This is a genomic window from Pelorhabdus sp. sgz311001 (assembly GCF_055901755.1).
This window is the reverse complement of sequence record NZ_JBVXUT010000004.1, coordinates 337128-357156: the sequence shown is the minus strand read 5'-3', so window position 1 is coordinate 357156 and position 20029 is coordinate 337128. Positions and strand designations below refer to the sequence as shown.

19 protein-coding genes are annotated in these 20029 nt (G+C 44.6%); 16 read left to right on the top strand and 3 right to left on the bottom strand.

Annotation, left to right across the window (positions count from 1 at the left end):
* Nucleotides 1–64: 64 nt before the first annotated feature.
* The 7 genes from AC0MXB_RS12635 (at nucleotide 65) to hrpB (ending at nucleotide 9197) form a co-directional block, all read left to right on the top strand.
* Entirely contained in the window at nucleotides 65–874 is an 810-nt protein-coding gene (locus AC0MXB_RS12635; RefSeq protein ID WP_474040042.1) for a DUF3100 domain-containing protein, read from the top strand.
* Nucleotides 871–1317 carry a hypothetical protein gene (locus AC0MXB_RS12630; protein WP_474040041.1) on the top strand — a complete coding sequence of 149 codons (447 nt, stop codon included), beginning with the start codon at nucleotides 871–873 and terminating at the stop codon, nucleotides 1315–1317. Before AC0MXB_RS12635 ends, AC0MXB_RS12630 begins: the two co-directional genes overlap by 4 nt.
* A 291-nt stretch (nucleotides 1318–1608) precedes the next feature.
* Nucleotides 1609–3774, top strand: a complete 2166-nt coding sequence (locus AC0MXB_RS12625; protein WP_474040040.1) for a DNA topoisomerase 3 — start codon at nucleotides 1609–1611, stop codon at nucleotides 3772–3774.
* 66 nt (nucleotides 3775–3840) lie between these two features.
* The gene (gene pgm, locus AC0MXB_RS12620) at nucleotides 3841–5493 is read left to right on the top strand and encodes a phosphoglucomutase (alpha-D-glucose-1,6-bisphosphate-dependent) (protein ID WP_474040039.1); all 1653 of its coding nucleotides are present in this window, start codon (nucleotides 3841–3843) and stop codon (nucleotides 5491–5493) included.
* Nucleotides 5494–5572: 79 nt separating this feature from the next.
* Nucleotides 5573–6373, top strand: coding sequence for a flagellin N-terminal helical domain-containing protein (locus AC0MXB_RS12615; RefSeq protein WP_474040038.1), 801 nt, complete (start codon nucleotides 5573–5575; stop codon nucleotides 6371–6373).
* Nucleotides 6374–6520: 147 nt separating this feature from the next.
* Nucleotides 6521–6736, top strand: coding sequence for a hypothetical protein (locus AC0MXB_RS12610; protein ID WP_474040037.1), 216 nt, complete (start codon nucleotides 6521–6523; stop codon nucleotides 6734–6736).
* Nucleotides 6723–9197: an ATP-dependent helicase HrpB gene (hrpB, locus tag AC0MXB_RS12605; protein WP_474040036.1), complete on the top strand. Its 2475-nt coding sequence runs from the start codon at nucleotides 6723–6725 to the stop codon at nucleotides 9195–9197. Before AC0MXB_RS12610 ends, hrpB begins: the two co-directional genes overlap by 14 nt.
* Nucleotides 9198–9246: 49 nt before the next feature.
* Here the strand turns inward: hrpB and AC0MXB_RS12600 are convergent, their stop codons facing one another.
* Nucleotides 9247–10161 (bottom strand): LysR family transcriptional regulator, encoded by a 915-nt coding sequence (locus tag AC0MXB_RS12600; RefSeq protein ID WP_474040035.1) that lies wholly within the window; start codon nucleotides 10159–10161, stop codon nucleotides 9247–9249.
* A gap of 152 nt (nucleotides 10162–10313) precedes the next feature.
* On the opposite strand from AC0MXB_RS12600, the gene AC0MXB_RS12595 reads away from it, so the two are divergent.
* The 8 genes from AC0MXB_RS12595 (at nucleotide 10314) to AC0MXB_RS12560 (ending at nucleotide 17085) form a co-directional block, all read left to right on the top strand.
* Complete coding sequence (locus tag AC0MXB_RS12595; RefSeq protein WP_474040034.1) at nucleotides 10314–10697, top strand: CidA/LrgA family protein; 384 nt, start codon at nucleotides 10314–10316, stop codon at nucleotides 10695–10697.
* Nucleotides 10681–11376: an LrgB family protein gene (locus AC0MXB_RS12590; protein ID WP_474040033.1), complete on the top strand. Its 696-nt coding sequence runs from the start codon at nucleotides 10681–10683 to the stop codon at nucleotides 11374–11376. Before AC0MXB_RS12595 ends, AC0MXB_RS12590 begins: the two co-directional genes overlap by 17 nt.
* A gap of 157 nt (nucleotides 11377–11533) precedes the next feature.
* Nucleotides 11534–12031 (top strand): peptide-methionine (S)-S-oxide reductase MsrA, encoded by a 498-nt coding sequence (gene msrA, locus AC0MXB_RS12585; RefSeq protein WP_474040032.1) that lies wholly within the window; start codon nucleotides 11534–11536, stop codon nucleotides 12029–12031.
* 127 nt (nucleotides 12032–12158) lie between these two features.
* The gene (locus tag AC0MXB_RS12580; protein WP_474040031.1) at nucleotides 12159–13394 is read left to right on the top strand and encodes a molybdopterin molybdotransferase MoeA; all 1236 of its coding nucleotides are present in this window, start codon (nucleotides 12159–12161) and stop codon (nucleotides 13392–13394) included.
* Between the two features lie 89 nt (nucleotides 13395–13483).
* The gene (locus AC0MXB_RS12575) at nucleotides 13484–14713 is read left to right on the top strand and encodes an aminopeptidase (protein WP_474040030.1); all 1230 of its coding nucleotides are present in this window, start codon (nucleotides 13484–13486) and stop codon (nucleotides 14711–14713) included.
* A 21-nt stretch (nucleotides 14714–14734) separates the two neighbouring features.
* A complete protein-coding gene (locus tag AC0MXB_RS12570) occupies nucleotides 14735–15595 on the top strand; it encodes an arginase family protein (RefSeq protein ID WP_474040029.1) in 861 nt (286 codons plus the stop codon).
* Between the two features lie 12 nt (nucleotides 15596–15607).
* Nucleotides 15608–16717 carry a GNAT family N-acetyltransferase gene (locus AC0MXB_RS12565; RefSeq protein WP_474040028.1) on the top strand — a complete coding sequence of 370 codons (1110 nt, stop codon included), beginning with the start codon at nucleotides 15608–15610 and terminating at the stop codon, nucleotides 16715–16717.
* 5 nt (nucleotides 16718–16722) lie between these two features.
* Nucleotides 16723–17085: an EamA family transporter gene (locus tag AC0MXB_RS12560; protein WP_474040027.1), complete on the top strand. Its 363-nt coding sequence runs from the start codon at nucleotides 16723–16725 to the stop codon at nucleotides 17083–17085.
* A gap of 3 nt (nucleotides 17086–17088) precedes the next feature.
* Here the strand turns inward: AC0MXB_RS12560 and AC0MXB_RS12555 are convergent, their stop codons facing one another.
* Both AC0MXB_RS12555 and AC0MXB_RS12550 read right to left on the bottom strand, forming a co-directional pair.
* Complete coding sequence (locus AC0MXB_RS12555) at nucleotides 17089–18528, bottom strand: FAD-dependent oxidoreductase (protein WP_474040026.1); 1440 nt, start codon at nucleotides 18526–18528, stop codon at nucleotides 17089–17091.
* A gap of 266 nt (nucleotides 18529–18794) precedes the next feature.
* On the bottom strand, nucleotides 18795–18941 hold the full coding sequence (locus AC0MXB_RS12550) for a hypothetical protein (RefSeq protein ID WP_474040025.1): 147 nt from the start codon (nucleotides 18939–18941) through the stop codon (nucleotides 18795–18797).
* A 226-nt stretch (nucleotides 18942–19167) separates the two neighbouring features.
* Between AC0MXB_RS12550 and AC0MXB_RS12545 the strand changes: the two genes are divergently transcribed.
* Complete coding sequence (locus AC0MXB_RS12545; protein WP_474040024.1) at nucleotides 19168–20004, top strand: hypothetical protein; 837 nt, start codon at nucleotides 19168–19170, stop codon at nucleotides 20002–20004.
* The last annotated feature ends 25 nt before the right edge of the window (nucleotides 20005–20029 follow it).

Below are 20029 nucleotides of genomic sequence, written 5' to 3'. Positions count from 1 at the left end.
TAATTATACAATCAAAGTGCTCTTTTTTTGACAGTAAAATAAAAATTGATAAGGAGGAATCAGAGTGGAAGTGATTAAAAATTGGAAAGTTCATCTTTGCGCTCTTATTTTAGTAGTAATTTGCGAAGGCATTGGTACCAAAAAAATCCCTTTAGGACCTGGTGTTTTAATGCTGTTGCCCATGCTTTACGCCATGATTCTCGGCGGAATTATCAGTTGGCCTCGTCTTAAGGTAATGAAAGTAGAGGAAATGACTTATGCATCAAAAGTTATGACGCTGCTTACTTTGCTGCTAGTTACAAAACTCGGCGTAATTATTGGACCGTCTGTAGCTAAATTGGCTCATTCAGGACTCGCCCTGTCACTGCAAGAATTGGGCCATTTCTTTGGAACGGTCATTTTAGGTTTGCCGCTAGCGTTGCTCTTAGGCCTTGGTCGCGAATCAGTGGGAGCCACCTTTTCGATTGACCGAGAACCCAATATTGCGATTATCGCCGAAAAATATGGTTTGAATTCGCCGGAAGGCCGCGGGGTTATGGCTGTTTATATTTGCGGTACTGTCTTTGGGGCGGTATGGATTGGCCTTTTAGCCGGTTATATGGCAGCACTGCAGATTTTTCATCCTTATGCATTGGCCATGGGAGCAGGCCTTGGGTCAGGCAGTATGATGGCAGCCGCCTCTGGCGCGATTAAAGCTGTTTTTCCCGAATATGCCAATGAGATTTTAATGTATGCTGGCGCGAGTAATTTGCTGACAACGATTGTGGGAATTTATTTCTGTCTCTTCGTGTCTTTGCCTGTCACAAACTATCTTTATAAGATTTTATCGCCGATTCTAGGGAAAAAGCAGACGAAGGAGGAGAGAGCCCTATGAAATGGAAAGAGCCGCTAATTATTTTTCTGATCACAAGTATTATTACAATTCTAGGCAACTCCATTGGCTACCATGTCTCGCTCCTAGATACAGCGATTGGCTATGGCTTACTGTTGGCTGTCACCTTAGTTGGAATTGGCGTAACCCATATTATGCCTGTTAAATTGCCGCTAGTCTTTTGGATTTCGATTGTAGCCATTCTTGTTTCTATGCCTTTTTCTCCCATTGCCCCATTGATTGCCACCTATACGGCAAAAGTGGATTTTCTGGCCCTCTGTACAACCATACTGGCCTATGCCGGTCTGTCTGTAGGCAAGGATCTGCCCATGTTTAAAAAGATGTCGTGGCGGATTATTATAGTAGCTTTGGCCGTATATACCGGGACATTTCTGTTTTCTACGATCATTGCGCAAACCTTGCTAAAAATCGAAGGGATTATCTAAACGGGTTTGCTGGGAATAGAAGCACCTCTGACTGCGAGAGCAGCAGAGGTGTTTTTTTACTTGGATAGCGAAGCTGCGATTATGTAGCTGGCGTCAAAAAGTGATTTACTACAGATTTCATTATATAATGATTCGCTTTTCCTGCGTTAAAATCCTGTTAAAAGAGGAATCCTTTCGCTAAGTGAGAAGTAAAGAAGAACAGGTTATTGACCGCAAGACTGTACAGCTGCGGCAATACAAGATAAAATGAACAGGCTGATCGAAGTAGAAAAAAAGTTGAGGTAGAATGGATTGAAACTGTATATTGCAGAAAAGCCGAGTATGGCCTTGGAGTTAGCCAAATGTTTACCAGGGCCGCTGCGCCGTCTTGATGGATACTTCATTACCGGCGATGGCACGGTAACTTGGGCCTATGGCCATATTCTTCGTCAGGCTGAGCCTGGCGAATATGATGTGAAATATGAACGATGGCGTATGGAAGATTTGCCGATTATTCCGCAGGAGTGGCAGCTTCTTATTGAGAAATCTTGTGAAAAGCAGTTTGGCGTGATTGCCCGTTTGTTGGGCGAAGCTACGGAAATTATTCATGCTGGTGACCCTGATCGGGAAGGGCAACTGCTGATTGACGAAATTTTAGATTATGTCCATAATGAAAAACCTGTAAAGCGAGTCTTGCTGAATGCCCTTGATGAGCAAAGCATAAAAAAGGCTTTGCGAAACTTGAAAGAAAATCAGGCTTTTTTTAATCTAAAGCAGTCTGCTTTAGCGAGAGCGCGGGCTGATTGGCTGATTGGTATGAATTTGTCGCGTGCCTATACTTTGGCAGCGCAATGGGCTGGCCACAAGCTAACCTTGCCAGTAGGACGGGTAAAAACGCCGACTCTTGCTTTAGTTGTGCGACGCGAACGGGAGATTAAGGATTTTAAACCAATTGATTATTATAATATCAAAGCAGATTTTGGCCATCTAAAGGGAGGCTTTACTGCGCAGTTTCGTCCTAGTGACGAACAGTTAGGGCTTGATTCAGAAAATCGACTCGTTGACAAAAGGGAAGCAGAAAAGCTTCTGGCGAAGTTTGTGCAGAATAAAACTATCGAGACAGCCGAGATTACGCGCTATGAAACTACGGAAAAAAAAGAATCACCGCGGCTGCCCCTATCTTTATCAGCATTGCAGGTTTTAGCTGGGAAAAAATTCGGCTATGATCCTCAGGCCGTTTTGGACGGAGCGCAAAAGCTCTATGAAAAAAAGCTTACATCCTATCCCCGTTCTGATTGCGATTTTCTCCCTGAATCGCAATTAGAAGATGTACCGGTGATTTTAGCAAACCTCAAGGAAACAGGAGCTAGCCTTTTGGCTCAATGGGCGCAAGACGCTGATGCATCGCTCAAAAGCCGCGCTTGGAACGACAAGAAAATTACGGCTCATCATGCGATCATTCCGACACAAGAAAAGGCAAATTTAGTGAAGCTAAGTAAAATTGAACAAGATCTCTATTTCTTGATTGCCCAGGCTTACCTGGCGCAATTTTATCCAATTCATCGCTATAAACAGACGAAAGTAGAAGTTTCTTACTGTGATGAACTGTTTACGGCAAGCGGACGCACGATTATCGACATGGGGTGGAAAGCCCTATACTCTGCTGATGAAAAGAATTCTGGCGAGGAAGAAAATCAAGCAGGCGGCGATGAGGCGGATAAAGCTTCTGACTTACTTCCGCCGATGAAGCAAGGCGATACAGCTGATTTTTTAGCGGCATCGCTAGAGCAGAAAGAAACGAAGCCGCCAAGCCGTTTTACGGCTGCTACCTTGCTAGCCGCCATGAAGGAAATACATCGCTTTGTGAAACAGGCTGAACTAAAAAAACAACTCAAAGAAGTGGCTGGGATTGGAACAGAGGCGACGCGAGCGACGATCATTCAGGAATTAGGTCAGCGCGGTTTTTTAAAGCCAGAGGGGAAAAAGAAGTATTTAATACCGACAGATCGAGCCTATCTATTGATCGATATGCTGCCTGATGAACTAACTTACCCTGATTCAACGGCTTTATGGGAGGAAAAACTGCAGCAAATGTCCCAAGGGGAAGGCACCCTTGGCGACTTTTTACAAAAACAGTCACAGTTCATGACTTTGTTGTGTCAAAAAGCAGTTAAAGTTTCGCCCCCTCTTGCTGGTGCTCATCCTTGTCCAGTTTGTGGTCAAGGGGTGCTGCAACAACGACAAGGGAAAAATGGCGTCTTTTGGGGCTGTTCGCGTTATCCTGCTTGCCGGGCGACTTATGATGATGCTGATGGTCAGCCGCAAAAGCCTCTTTATCCTTGCCCTCGCTGTAAACAAGGTAGTTTGCAACTTCGCCAAGGGAAAAATGGGCCTTTTTGGGGCTGTAATCGCTTTCCCCAGTGCCGCGAGGCTTATGATGATGTTGATGGCAAGCCCCGGGGCTATAAAAATTCTTAAGAAGACAGGGAAAAAGCGAAACTTTAGCGAATTTTGTAATAAAGGTTTTTAGGAGGTGTTGTTACTATGTCAATTCATCCCTTAGCAGGAAAAAAAGTTTTACCAGAACAACTTGTTCATATCCCTCGGCTTATTAGTGCTTACTATGTCAACAAGGTAGACGGCTCTCAGCCAGAACAAAGCGTTGTATTCGGTACTTCTGGTCACCGTGGCAATTCCCTCAATTACACCTTTAATGAAGATCATATTCATGCTATTACTCAGGCCATTTGCTGCTATCGCCAAAGTCAGGGCATTGACGGCCCGCTGTTTATTGGTTTTGATACGCATGCTTTGTCGGAGCCTGCCTTTATTTCCGCCATAGAAGTATTAGCAGCGAATGGTGTGGCGACGCGTCTTTCGAAGGATGGGAACTATACACCGACTCCTAGTATTTCGCACGCCATTTTAACCTATAATAAAGGAAGAAAAACTGGTTTAGCTGATGGGATTGTTATTACGCCTTCTCACAATCCACCAGATAATGGCGGCATTAAATACAATCCGCCCCATGGCGGACCTGCCGATACGGCGGCTACTAAGTGGATTGCTGCTTATGCCAATGATTTGCTGAAAGAAAAAAATGCAGCAGTAAAACGGCTACCCTATGCTATGGCTCGTAAGGCCGACCATATGGAAGAATACGATTTTATTACACCTTATGTCGAAGATCTTGACCAGATCATTGATATGAAAGCGATTGCTGGCTCCGGACTGAAAATTGCTGCCGATGCTTTGGGAGGCGCTGGTCTGGGCTATTGGCAACCAATTGCCAGCCGCTATGGCTTAGATATTACGGTGCGAAACGGTTTTGCTGATCCGACTTTTAGCTTTATGAATATCGATTCTGATGGTAAAGTTAGGATGGACTGTTCTTCTCCCTATGCGATGGCTGGGTTGATTGAATTAAAAGATCAGTACGATATTGCTTTTGGCAACGATCCCGATTTTGACCGACACGGCATTGTGACTAAAAGTGCCGGACTCTTAAATCCAAATCACTATTTGGCAGTGGCGATTTCTTATTTGTTTCAGAATCGGCCGCTTTGGTCGAAGACGGCGGCTGTCGGCAAAACCCTTGTAAGCTCGTCGATGATTGACCGTGTAGCTACGAGCTTGGGACGGCCCTTGGCGGAAGTGCCGGTAGGCTTTAAATGGTTTGTGCCAGGCTTGCTTGATGGCAGCTTTGGTTTTGGCGGCGAAGAAAGTGCCGGAGCATCTTTTTTACGTAAAGATGGTACCGTATGGACGACTGATAAGGATGGAATTATCTTATGCCTCTTAGCAGCAGAAATGATTGCGAAAACAGGCTGTGATCCGGCGAAACATTATGAAGCGCTGACGGAAAAATTCGGCTCTCCTTGTTACGCTCGTATGGAAGCTCCGGCTAACAGTAAGCAAAAAGACGTGCTGACCAATCTTTCCGAAACAGCAGTTACAGCAGATACTTTGGCAGGCGAAGTGATTACAGCGAAACTCACGAAGGCGCCAGCCAATCAGGCGGCCATCGGCGGCTTGAAGGTCTGCACAGCGAACGGCTGGTTTGCCGCTAGACCATCAGGTACGGAAGATATTTATAAGATTTACGCCGAAAGCTTTTGTGGTCCACAGCATTTAGAAGCGATTCAGGCTGAAGCGCAAGCAATTGTCAGCCAGGCTTTTACAGCAAGTGGAGTATAAATAGGACTTTTGAACTATTTTCAGGTTAACAAAGAACCTTTATTCTTAAAGTAACATTATATAATAGGCGGTGAGTATCATGCGAATTCCTTCCAATATATCGTCCTATTCTTATTCAAATCAGTATCAGATAGCAAGCCAGAAAGCGGCGCAACAGGTTGCAACAGGTAAAAAGGTGAATCAGGCAGCCGATAATCCAGCTGTACTTGCGATTTTATCAAAAATGGCAGGACAAATCAGCGGGTATTCACAGGGAGTTGCTAATAGTCAAAGTTCTGCTGATTTGCTGAATACGGCAGAAGGCTCTATGGGCAATTCCAGTGACGTAATGCAAAGAATGCGCCAATTGTCTGTGCAAGCTGCTAATGGCACTTTAACAGATGAAGATCGTTCCATGATTCAGCAGGAAATGGGGCAGTTAAGTGCCCAAGTGGATATGAATGCTGGTCAAACTCAGTATAATACGATTTATACCAACAATGGTATGAGTGAAAGAGTTGCTCAAACTGGCGCCAATGCCGGACAAAACCAGACCTATTCGCTGAGCGATGCGTCAACGGCTGCACTGGGGATTCAAAGCGTAGATGTATCGACACAAAGCGGCGCGAATGATGCCATTGCCGCATTGGATAAAGGGCTTAGTCAGCTTAGTTCTTCTCGCGCTTATGCTGGAACTATGATTAATTCTTTACATAGGAGTGCTGATAATTCGGCGCAAATGGCGGCAAATCAGCAAAGCTCGGCTTCTTCGATGGGCGATTCTGATGTAGCTAACGCCTATAGTTTGTTTCAACAGTCCAATCTGAAAATGTATGTGAATATGATGATGTTGCCGAAGCAGTGGCAGCAACAGCAAAATGCTTTTTCGATCTTAGCCTAACTGTGTCCTAGTTGGCTAAAAGCGTGTATAAGATGAAAGATGATACAAGTGAGATAACCGTCTGTAGCGAATAACAGACGGTTATCTTTGCTTCTATAGGGATTTTTAGCAAATTAATCTAATTGGTTTGGATAAAAGGAGTAGTTTATGGATAAAGCAGAGATTCATAGTTCCATTGCATTAAAGACTTTTTTAGCAGAAGAGAAGGTGCTTCGTCTTGCCGAAGCTGGTGGTGTTCAGGCGACTTTGGTGGAAACTCGTTTTGAAAAGGGCGGGCAATGGATCAATGATTTTGAAATAGAAGGGTCGACCGGGAAAATTGAAGCTTTTTTACGGCGGGTGAAAGACATTGAAACAAGGTGAGGGGAAAACTGTCTTACCAGTTGAGGCGGTGCTTGATGAATTAACGGCAGTTTTGCAGAAGAGTAATGCCGTACTCATTGCTCCGCCTGGCGCTGGTAAAACAACGCGAGTTCCCTTAGCGCTTCTAGCAACTGCTACAAAAGAGAGGCGGATTTTAGTGCTAGAACCGCGGCGTATTGCGGCGCAAAGTACGGCCGAATATATGGCTGGCTTGCTTGGCGAATCTGTAGGGCAAACCGTGGGCTATCGCATGCGCCGAGCCAGTAAGACGAGTACTAAAACGCGCCTTCTAGTGATTACGGAAGGTCTCTTAATCCCCATGTTGCAAGCTGATCCGGCTTTAAGCGAATGGGATATTGTTATTTTTGATGAATTTCATGAACGGAGCCTACAGGCCGATTTAGGATTGGCTTTATGCTTAGAAAGTCAGGCTATACTACGGCCTGACTTAAAACTTCTGGTAATGTCGGCAACCTTAATAGCTCAGCCTGTTGCTTCTTTGCTTGGTTCCTGCCCAGTCGTGATTAGTGAAGGCCGCTCTTTTCCGGTTACAACAATATATTTAGATAGACCAACTGAAAACTGGCTTCAGGCGCTTTGCGTCGTTACGAGGCAAGCTTTGGCAGAAGAGACCGGTGATTTACTCGTGTTTCTGCCAGGACGCAAAGAAATACGTCAAGCGGCCGCTTTGATACGGGCAAGCGAGGATACTTTTGTTGTTTTGGAGTTGCATGGTTCCTTAAGTCAGACGGAGCAAGCAGCGATACTGCGACCGCAAAGCAAGCGGCGAATTATTTTAGCAACAGCCATTGCCGAAACAAGTCTGACTGTGGAAGGGGTCCGCATTGTTATTGACTCTGGGCTGATGCGCGTACCGCGGTTTTCGCCGCGACGAGCTTTAACTTATTTAGACACAATTCCTGTTTCGCTAGCGTCAGCTGACCAACGCCGCGGTCGAGCTGGCCGAACTGAGCCGGGGATTTGCTATCGTTTGTGGACGCAGACACAAGAGCAACACTTTGCTCTACAGGGGAAACCGGAAATTTTGGAAGCTGATCTTGCTTTCTTGGTGTTAGAGCTGTCACTTTGGGGCACGAAAGACGCGTATTCGCTTGCCTGGCTAGATGCGCCGCCTAGCGCTGCTTTGGCGCAAGGACGGGATTTACTGCAATTGCTTGGTGCTGTGGATGAAACGGGCACAGTGACAGAGCATGGCCGCGCTATGGCCGCTGCTGGGATTCATCCGCGCTTATCTCATATGATTTTAGCAGCGGCTTCTTGGCAGCTTGGCCGGGAAGCTTGTTACTTAGCAGCATTTTTGCAAGCCAGGCAGCAAAAAAGAACCAGTCGGGAAGCCGATATACGTGTTCTCTTAGAAGAATTATTTCAAGCAAACCAACAAGCGGAACTGCGGCTGCTTGCGCGGGAAGCCGAGTATTTGCAGAAAGTATTTCAACTTGTTGGACCCGTGAGACCTCAGAAGCTAGTGGCGGCAGCAGGCCTGCTTTTAGCGTGGGCCTATCCGGATCGGATTGCGCAGCAACGCAGTAATGGACGTTATTTGCTGCGACAAGGAAGCGGCGCAACTTGGCGTCACGGAGCTTCTACTGGAGCGATTGCTGATTCTGCCTATTTGGCGATTGCTGAACTTGAATTGCAGGGAGCCGATAGCTCGATTTTGCTGGCTGCACCATTAAGTGAGGCAGAATTAGAACAATGCTGTAGTGAAGCTATTGAAACAACGGAAAAGGTGCTTTGGAATAAAGCGGCCAAGGTGCTTCAGGCACGGCGGCAGCGGCGGTTGGGGGCTCTAGTTTTACAGGAGCAGGTAGCGCCGCTACCTGCAAATGAAGTGTTACTACCGCTATTGGTAGAATTGTTGCAGCAAGGAGAGCTCTTACTTCCTTGGACAAAAGCAGCGCAGCGCTTTTGTCAGAGAATGGAGTTTATGCATTATTATTCCCCGCAAGATTGGCCCGATTATTCCGAACAGGCTTTGCTGGCAACCGTTGAAACTTGGCTACTGCCTTATTGCGGAACCATTCGTGGACAGGCAGATCTCGATCAGATTCAACTGCTGCCGCTGCTAGAAGGCCTGCTATCTTGGCCGCAGCGACAGTTATTAGAGACCTATGCGCCGGAACAGTTTCTTGTACCAAGTGGCCGCAAAGTGTTTATTCATTATGATGATCCCGCTTGTCCCAGATTAGCGGTAAAGCTGCAGGAACTCTTTGGCCTGACGGATACGCCACGTCTTCTGGGCGGCAAAGTTCCCTTGAAATTCCACCTATTGTCGCCAGCGCAGCGGCCAGTACAAGTTACAAGTGATTTGGCTAATTTTTGGCGGAATACTTATTTTGCTGTTAAAAAAGATCTGCAAGGTCGTTATCCGAAGCATTATTGGCCAGAAGACCCGCTGCAGGCTATTCCTACCCAGTTTGTTCGACCTAAATTACAATAGTACTTAATACTCTTTTATAGTATTGCTTTCCATAGACATCGCTTCCAACTTAGTACTGGAGGGGTGTCTGTTTTTTTAGATCATTGGCAAAGTAATTTTTAGTTACCGTAAGCCATTGTCTGGCGGCAAAGGATAGATATTTTCCTTGCTTCCAAATCATAGCAAGGTGCCAGGGGATGACTGTCTGGCCTAGGCGGGCAATGGCAAAGCGTTTCGGATCTAGTTCCTGACAAATAGTGTGGGGCAGTAGCGCAATGCCTAGATTTGCCGAAACCATTTCGGCAATAAAATCCCATTGCGAGCTTTGCAGGGCAATTTTTGGTTCGAAGCCTGCTTTATGGCATTCTTGCAAAATTAAGTCGTTTAAGGAAAAATCATCACGATAGAGAATAAATGATTCTTGATGCAAAGCAGCTAAGGGAATCTCGCTGTTTTGTGCTAATTCATGACTAGGCGGTAAGACTACGCGAAGCGGCTCATCAAGCAACGAAAAAATTTCAAAATGAAGTCCTTGTAGCGGTAGGGCTACGACACCTAATTCTACGAGGCCTGATTGAATCGCTGATTCTACCTCTTTTGAACCAGCCTCCATAATTTGTATGTCTATTTCGCTATAAGATTGTTTAAAGCGGCTGATAATTTGCGGAAAAAAGCGAGCGCCGATCATAGGGGGGAGTCCAAAGGTGAGTTTTCCTCGTTTTAGGCCAGTAATATCAGCAAGCTCTGAGCGCAAATTAGTCATTTCGGCTAAAATGGATTGTGCTCGTTCGAAGATGGCTTCGCCTGTATCTGTCAATAAAATTTCACGGCCCGTTCGTTCCAATAAAGTGGTATCAAGTTCGCCTTCCAGAGTTTTGATCACTTTACTGATGGCTGGTTGACTTACGTGCAGTGATTTGGCTGCTTGGGTAAAACTTTTTTTTCTGGCTACTTCGACAAAGTAAATCAAATGAATCAGGTCCATAAAAACTCCTTATGACTACGTTTTTTAAAAAAATATGATAACTTTAAGTAATAGCTATTATATACAACATGTATTTTTGTTATCCTGCCAGTAGGTATACAATAGGTTCAACCTGTTAAAGCAAAAGAACGAAAATAAAGGAGTGACGGCACATGAACTTTGCCAAAATGTTGCTGCAGGTTATCCTATTATGCGGACTCAGCTGGCTGGGAAATGAACTATCTCAGATTATTCCTCTGGCGATCCCAGGAAATATTTGGGGTCTGGCAATTTTATATATCTTGTTGGAATACAAGATTATTCCGATTCATTGGGTAGAGCTTGGCGCTGGCATCTTAATTTCTGAACTACTACTATTTTTTATTCCTTCCGCCATCGGGGTTGTCCGGTTCCAAACTTTATTACTTAACCAAGCATCTTATTTACTAATAGCAATTATTGCGAGTACAGCAATTGTTTTACTTTCTGTCGGTTTGCTGACAGAAGGCGCCTTGAAGTATCGGCGCAGAAGGAGGCAATATGTACGTTCTATCTAGTATTTTAGCGACTCTTTTGATTTATGGCTTATCAAAACGACTCTATCAAGTGACAGGCACTACGTTTTTGTCACCACTAATTGTATGTCCGCTGTTATTAATTAGTGCGTTACTGCTATTTCAAATCCCTTATGAGAATTATAACCAAGGCGGCCAGTGGCTTACCTTGATGCTGCAGCCAGCAACGATTGCGCTAGCTGTTCCGTTGTATAAGTATAAACGAGTGGTGAAAGCCTATTTAAAAGAACTCTTGCTTGGCGTAACAGGCGGCGCTGTTGCTGCGATTATCTCATCAATTTTGGTCGCTGGTCATTTTGGGCTAAGCAGTCAACTCTTAGAAAGTCTGGCACCGCGGTCAATTACAACACCCATGGCGATTAATGTTTCCGAGGCTGTTGGCGGTAATCCGGCAATCACAGCTGTATTTGTCATTCTTACGGGGATTATTGGGATCCTTCTTGCACCGCCCTTATTTAAGCTAGCCCGGATTGAAAATCCCGTAACGAAGGGGATGATGCTTGGCGCTGCTGCTCACGGCACAGGTACTTCAAAAGCCCATGAAGGCGGTTCGCTACAAGGCGCTATGGCTAGTCTTACCATGATTTTCATGGGATTAATTACGACGCTTTTAGCACCGTATCTTGTTCCGCTTTGTTTGGGGTCCTTAACGTTGTTTTAAGTTTCATTATTTTAGCTTGTATAGTTCCTCCAGTTTGACGCCAGAAATATTTCGTGTTATATTTACAGAAAAAGATAATTTGTATTTGTAGATAGTTAATATTAATTTATAAACGCAATTTGTTTAGCTGGTAAGTTTAGGCGAGGAGGGAACTCATATGAAGAAAATTTGGCTTGCTGGTGGTTGCTTTTGGGGCGTGGAAGCCTATTTTCAACAGTTTGCCAAAGTAGTTGATACTACTGTCGGCTATGGTCAAGGGGGAATACCAAATCCTAGCTATGAGGCTGTTTGTACGGGAACTACAGGCCATGCTGAAATCTGCGAAGTTGTCTATGATGAAAAAAAGCTGCCTTTGGATCAACTGCTGGAAGCTTTTTTTCGCATTATTGATCCGACAGTAAAAAACCGTCAAGGCAATGATGTGGGAACTCAGTATCGGACGGGGATTTATTATAATGATCCTGATGAACAAGCTGTGATTGAACAGTTCTTGCAGAAGAAGCAGATTGAGTATGCAAGACCCATCGTGGTCGAAGTAAAGCCGCTACGCTCTTTTTATCCAGCCGAAGAGTATCATCAAGACTATTTGAAGAAAAATCCTAGCGGTTATTGTCATATTGACTTGGATCAAGTTACAGAACAAGAAAAAAACTGATTTGTTATGCTGCCGGAGCTTTATGGAGAAAGCGCGGCGGCTTCTTTTTTTCGCAGGAAATAGACTGACTGATGTTGAATTGATCTTTATAAGACAAGTAGCTAGAAGACGGTAAAGGAGGAGTAGCATGAAGCCTGATCATGGAGTGGCTTTAGAGGAAGCTCTCAAAGTGATATTGCAATCACTGGCCCATTTGGAGCCTGAAGTAGAAGAAGTGGCTTTAGCAACAGTACTAGGACGGATTGCCGCTGTTGATATGGTTGCTAAAGAAGACTTGCCGCCCTTTGACCGTGCTGCCATTGACGGTTTTGCCATACATAGTTCTGATGTAAAAGATGCATCTTTGGAACAGCCTGTTTCCTTAAGAATTAGCGGGGCGGTTCGAATGGGAGAGGCAGCAGGTTTTGTTTTGCAGCCAGGCGAAGCAGCCCTTATTCCGACTGGCGGCATGTTGCCGCCAGGAGCTGATGCGGTACTGATGCTACCTACAAGCAGTAGCGTGGTAGAGGATCGATTGTTAGTACCATATCCGGTAACCGCGCAGGAAAATGTGATTTTGCGCGGCGAGGATTTTAAGCAGGATGTTCTTGTGGCCAAGCGAGGCGAGGTTCTATCACCCCAGCTTATTGGCGCTTTGGCCGCTTGCGGCTATAGTTCAGTGAAGGTCAATAAAAGAACGCGGGCAGCTATTTTATCAACAGGGGATGAAGTCGTCGATGTGGGTGGAACTGTCGGTGAGGGACAGATTCGCGATGTCAATTCCTATGCATTAGGAGCTGTGTTGGAGCAGGTCGGCTGTCAGGTTGAGCGGTGCGGCATTGTACCAGATGAATCTGAAACCCTCTATGGAGCTATGGAAAAAGCGCTTGTAAGTAGTGACCTGATTCTAATTTCCGGTGGAAGTTCTGCTGGCGCGCGGGAGAAGACGCTAGAAGTTTTGCAACGTTTTGATACGCAGGGCGTTTTGCTTAAGGAAATTGCCGTAAATCCTGGTAAGCTTACTATTTTTGCCATGATTGGCCGTACTCCCGTATTTGCTCTGCCGGGTCAGCCTGTAGCAGCTATGACGGTTTGTAATGCTTTAGTCAAGCCAGCCGCAGCTTTGTTACTCGGACAAAAGCCACCAGAAGCGGTACATCGTATTTTAGCGCGTCTGACACGCAGTGTTGCTTCGGTCATGGGACGTGATGATTTTATTCGTGTTCGCCTTGTGCGGCGCGGCGGTGATTATTGGGCAGAGCCAATTGATGGCAAGCCGGGATTAATTAGTACTTTATTAAAAGCGGACGGAATTGTGCATATTAGTGAAGTGAAGAGCGGCTTATATGGTCAAGAATGGGTAGAAATTGAACTATTGAATTAAAAAGTCGCTTGCTTCAAATTTGACAAGACAGTTTCTGGATCGCCGGAATCTGTCTTACTTTTTTACCGGTAGAACAAGGAGGGGTATACATGAACGAAATTTATTTACAGCGCTACGCCCAGTTGATTGTACAAGCTGGAGTGAATTTGCAAAAGAATCAAACCGTCGTTATTACCACACCCATTGAATGTGCGTCTTTTGCTAGGCTGATTGCTCAGGAAGCTTTTGCGATTGGGGCCAGAGATGTGGTAATGAACTGGAAAGATGAATTGTTTGCCAAAATCCGTTACGAACAAGGGCCGGAAGTCATTTTTTCTGAGTTTCCCCAGTGGCAGCAGGATTTTTATCTGTCATATATGAAGCAGGGGGCCGCTTTTATCAGCATTGCCGCCAATGATCCAACTTTATTAAAAGATGTGGAGCCGAAGCGGCTCGCTTTGGTCCAAAAAACAAGCAGTGAGGCGCTCAGAGAATATCGGGAAAATATGATGAATAATCGCAATACCTGGACTGTCGTATCAGTGCCTACGGTTAGTTGGGCTCGAAAGGTTTTTCCAGAGGATACGGAAGCGACAGCGGTAGAAAAGCTGTGGCAAGCGATTGCCAAAAGTGTACGAATTGATTGCGCTGACCCTGTAGCCGCCTGGGATCACCATAAGAAACAGCTGAAAAAACGTCTTTCCTTTTTAAATGAGCACCAATTTCAGTTTTTGCACTACACAAATTCATTAGGAACTGATGTAACGATTGAACTTCCCGCACATCATTTGTGGCTTGGCGGTTCCGAACTGACGCCTTCCGGGCTTGAATTTATGGCGAATATGCCGACGGAAGAAGTTTTTACTTTGCCAAAGCGAGACAGTGTGAACGGTAAAGTTGTCAGTTCCCGCCCACTTAACTATAATGGAAATTTAATTGAGGACTTTTATTTCGTCTTTAAAAACGGTAAAATTGTAGAAGCTGCAGCACGCGTCGGTGAAAAAGTTTTGCAAAATTTGATAGCTACCGATGACGGGGCTTCTTATTTAGGCGAAGTTGCTTTGGTACCTTATGATTCGCCGATTTCTAATATGAATCTCTTATTTTATAATACACTCTTTGATGAAAATGCATCCTGTCATTTGGCCATCGGCAAAGCCTATCCTGTTTGTCTGTCTGAAGGCGAAACGAAGAGCAGAGCAGAGCTTGCTGCTGCTGGGGTAAATGATTCTTTGATTCATGAGGATTTTATGATTGGTACGGCTGATCTGACGATTACAGGAATTCAAGCCGACGGGACAGAGATTCCTGTATTTAAAGCCGGAAACTTTGCTTTTTAGCTGTAGCGAAGGAGGCGCCTTGTGCTTGAACCGATTATTCTTGACACGGACGGAAGCCTAGATTTTTTCCGTCGTGATATAAAACGGATTTATTTGCGGGACCTGCAGGCAAGCTTACAGTATTGGGCTGACCAGGAAGCGATTCGTCGTTTTCAGGCTAAACTTTTACAAGAGGCTTCACCGGCAGGATTCTGCCGTTTTTTAGGGTCTGGTGATTTTCATCATTTAACATTAGCTACGCTGGAGAAACTAACAGATCCTTTTGCTTTACTTGTATTTGACAATCATCCAGACTGTTCCTATGCTTTGCCGCGTTATGCTTGCGGTAATTGGCTGTATCATGCCGTGAAGCTGCCTTTATGTCGGCAGGTGGTCCACGTAGGAGCGACCGAAACATATGGTTGGTTGCGTCGTGCGCTAAGTTTGCATAGCTTACAACAATCTGGTAAGTTATTGTTTATTCCAGCTGAGATCGGCAAGGGAAAAAAATATTATTGCCAGGAAATTATGACCTTGTTGGAGCCGAGCCTTAAGGAAGAAATGCCTTTATATCTCAGTCTTGATAAGGATGTCATAAACGCGCAGGAGTCGCCAGGAGATTGGGATAATGGTATTTTGACACTGACTGATGTAGTCTATCTTATCGAAGCAGTCGGTTCGTCTTTTTCTTATATTGGAGCTGATATAACCGGCGAGGCCAGTTTTCCTTGCAATTATCAGGGATATTTTTTAAAACACTTGTTGGCCGATTGGGATCATCCTAATCCCTGCGACAAGCTTTCCTTGACAGCTAGTTGGCAAAAGCAGGAGAAGGTCAATACAATCCTTTTGTCTCTGTTAGCGAAAGGAGCCGACGGTGATACAGCCGGTGGGAATGAATGAGGAGATAGTAGGATGGATGATAAAAATTTTTTATTTCAAATGGAACCGAGCTCGCTAATTACTGCTTTTCAAGATAATCCGCCAGAGGGCTTTACTCCAGAAGCGATTTCTCTGGGGGAGCGGAAGCTGCCTGCTTTTACAACTCGATTTGACTTACTGCTTACGGCTGATGAAAGCCTACAGCAAAAAGTTCAGGCTGTAAGCTTTCTCTTGCCACAGCGGCTGCGTCAATCACTGTTGCAGCCAAAGACTTTGTTTATTGGTACAACTGTCTCGGAATTTTGTCTGTTTCCGGCGGGGTTTGCGCTGGAGGAACTTGCCGGTGTTTTGCAGCAAACTATGGATCGGACTGGCGCCAGTTATTTAATTGCTAAAGATTTAGCTGCCGATGCCCCTTTTTTTAATGACGCGGAAAGAAAAGCGGCACAGGCCATCTGTGATACTTTGGTAAAGGCTGGTTTTGTTTTGCTAGAAGGGCAGGCTGCTGCCTATGTTCCCATAGATTTTGCTTCCGAAGCGGAGTTTTTAGAGCGATTTTCGAAAAATCGTCGCAAAAATTTTCGCCGAAAATTAAAAAGTCGCAGTGAAGTTACATTGCGGCTGTTCCGGACAGGTGATTCATTTTTTCAAGATAAACAAAATCTAGACCTCTTATATCTTCTTTATAAAACAGTCTATGATGCTAGTGAAATTCATTTTGATTTATTGTCACGCGAGTTTTTTACCGCGGCATTTCAGGACAGTCGGTCAGGTGGAGTTGTTTTTACGTACTGGCAAAAGGAGCAACTCGTTGGCTATTTTCTTGCTTATGAGCAGGGCGATTGTCTCGTTGATAAATATATGGGCGCCCTTTATCCAGCTTATCGTGACTGCAATCTCTATTTTGTTAGCTGGTTCGATTTTCTTGAATATGCTAGGCAGACAGGTAAGAAATATGTGGTTTTTGGCTGGACAAGTCCTGAAATTAAAGCAGAACTTGGCGCCGAGTTTACCTTTACGAAGCATGCCGTATATCCGAAAAACAAGTGGATGCGTAAGCTGCTTGGGTTTGTGGCCGATTCTTTTGAATCAGATCGCAAAGTTTTGGAAGAATGGCAAAAAAAACATCAAGAAAAGCGGTGAGCATTATGAAGCGACTACTAACTCTTATTTTACTATGGTGTGGTGTTAATACGGCAGGCGAGATTCTTATTAAGTTTGGATCGAAGAATCTGATCGATCCTCATTCGCCTTATGAAATATGGCTTTTGATTTTGCAAGTAATTCAAAACCCTTTAATTATGTTCGGTGTGATTATTAGTGCCTGTGATTTGTTGTTGTGGATTTACATATTAAAAAGCGGCGACCTCGGTGTCGTGGTGCCGCTTACATCTTTAAATTATATTTTTGCTTTAGCTGTAGGCTGTTTGATTTTTCAGGAGCCTTTTACGTTACATCGGTTTATTGGCATTACCCTTATTTGCAGCGGTACATATTTTTTAAGTCGATAATTTTTATAATTTAAGTAAAGCAAGACGCTTGGCCCGTACTTCCGGCGGAGTTGAAGAAAGATTTTCCGGTACGTTTTCTAGCGGAATACCTAGCTCTCTAGCAAGCAGGGCTTTCACGCGAGGACGGCAAAACGCTCCTTGACATTGCCCCATACCAGCTCGGGTCCGGCGTTTTACGGCATCGACCGCTGTGACAGGAATCCCGCGGTGGAGGCTGTCAATAATTTCTGCCTCAGTAATCGTTTCGCAACGGCAGATAATATTTAATTCTGGCGAGTCGCCATCAATTTTACCAGCAAAATCGGCTGGTTTTTTATGAATAATTGCTTCGCGATAAGGATTAAAATCCGGATTTTCCTTGAGGACAAGACCAATAGAGGCTAAAATGCCGCGTACCTTCAGGGCAATCGCTGGTGAAGCTGTAAGTCCCGGCGAATCGATGCCGATTAAATGAATATAGCCGGGGATTTCTGTCGCTTCAATGGTCCAGCCGCCGTCATTACAGACAGGACGATTACCAGCGAAAGAAGTAAGTGATTGTTTGAAGTCTAGTGTGGGCAAGGATTTTCTCGCCGTTGCTGCAATAAAAGCTAAGGTAGCTTCATCAGTGCTTACATCATCTTTGTCGTCAATTTCTTCCGCGTTAGGGCCGACCATGATATTGCCATGGTAAGTGGGGGTTACGAGAATGCCTTTGCCTAATTTACTGGGAACTTGAAAAATCACTGATGAGACAAGATGATTTTGATTTTTGTTTAAGAGAACATATTGGCCGCGCCGGGGATGAATCTTAAAGCCAGTGATGCCTAGCAGGGCTGAAATGGCGTCGCTGCCAGCGCCTGCTGCGTTTATCACATAACGAGCCCTAAGCTTTTCGGTTTCATTAATCGTTATTTCAAAGCCATCTTGCTGACGTGCTAAGGCGGTAACAAGGGAGCTTAAGCGTAGCTCAACGCCATTGGCGATGGCATTTTCGACTAGGGCAATGACGAATTCATAAGGAGAAGTAACACCAGCCTCTGCGCAGTAAAGCGCTCCTTTGATGGCTGGATTTAGATGGGGTTCTCTTTGTAAGACCTCTTCGCCGGAAAGTAGCGCAAGGCCATTGACGCCGTTGGTCAGTCCTGACGCTTCTAGCGCTTTGAGGCGGGGAATGTCTTCCTCTTCTAAAGCAATTACATAGGAGCCTGTTTCGCGATAACCAAAATGCAGTTCTGCTTCCAATTGGGCATACAGACGATTTCCTTTTACGCACAGCTCAGCAGCTAGTGTGCCCGGTTTGTCGGAATAACCGCCGTGAACAATGCCACTATTTGCTTTGGAACAGCCACAACTTACATCAGCGGCTTTTTCAATAAGGCAGATGCGAAGCTGATATTGGGATAATAGTCGGGCAATATTCGCGCCAATCACTCCCGCGCCGATGATACAGACGTCATACATAAAGAAGCCTCCTTATAATTCTTAAAGATTATTTATTAGGAATTTCTTTCTTTTTCCAAACGAATCCTGCTTAGCTTACAGGAAAAATTCTTATTGTTTCAATCTGTTTTTGAATGTTTTTTAAAAGATAAAAATTTTTTCTTAAGGCTCTTGCTTTTTTATAGGAAAGGCTTTATAATTAAATCAAGCACCATCCTTATAGTGACTACAGATTCTCCGATTTGCAAGTGCATGGAATTTCGATTCTTGGTTTTGCAAGAGGTTTGCTAGGTCGAAAAGGGTTGTGTTTTTGTTTTACCCGCTTCAAATGCTTCAAATGCTTCAAATGCTTCAAATGCTTCAAATGCTTCAAATGCTTCAAATGCTTCAAATGCTTCAAATGCTTCAAATGCTTCAAACGTAATATCCTCCATCTGATATAACTCCCGTATGAATTTTTGGTTTTGAAAAGAGGCTGCTTTACCATTTTGTTAGAAAAACAAGTTTTACGAAGCTATAAGGATGGTTGCTTTGCATAGAAAAAGAAGAAGGACTTGCGCCTTCTTCTTTTTTTTGTTTTTGCCCAGGAAAGGTTTTTTGCTTTAAAAGACGAATACTACTATTACATTTTGTTGCTAAAAAGCTGCCGGAGGGGTAATCATGTCAGAGGCTTCTAGTAAACGCGTCCGCTTAGAAGTTGCACAAATTTATTTACAAATGCTTTTCGACGGCAAAGCTGAATTTATGGCTGCTTTCCAACAAGCGCAGGACGGCGAGAATGCAGTGATTTATGATCCTCATTTTGGTGAAATTCGCGGCACGGAGGCTATCAGCCAGTACTATGATCATTGCCGCGCTTGGCTTTTAGGCGAAAATGCTGTTGTCGAGCTGAAACGAGAGTGGGCGCAGACGACCGCTGATAGTACAGTTATGGAGTCAGCTGAATTTATTCTTTACTTAGATCACGGTGGCGATGTTCCTGTTCCTGTTTTATTAATTCGCGAAATGACGCAAACAGAGACGGGTCCCCATGTGAGTCTGCGCATTTATTACAGTCATTGGCCGATGATCGGAAAGCATTGTTGGCGTAAGCCTTTTTTGCCCCAGAAAGAAGTTGTTTTTACAGGGGTGTTGCAGCAGTATACAGAGGCGCTTAGTACGGGGAGTATGGAAAAGCTTTTTGCTTGTTTTGATGAAACGACCTTTACGTTACAACAGGCCACGGGAAATGTAATGACTGACCGAGAAACACTGCAACATTTTTATGGCGATTTTTTACAGCTGGCTCAGGGTGGCGCCTTTGTTCATTATTGCTCAGCTGTTGATGATGGAATTCATTGCGCTTTGGAGTATTACATTGACAGACTTGGCAAAAAAAATTGTCTGCCTCAGGCCGGCGCTGTCGTCTATGAGCGGTCTAGTACGGCCGATAAACTGATTTCAATCCGTCTTTACGATGATTTTGATCCTTTCTTGCAAATTTCAATAGAGTATTAGCGATATAATAGATAGCTGTTTTACA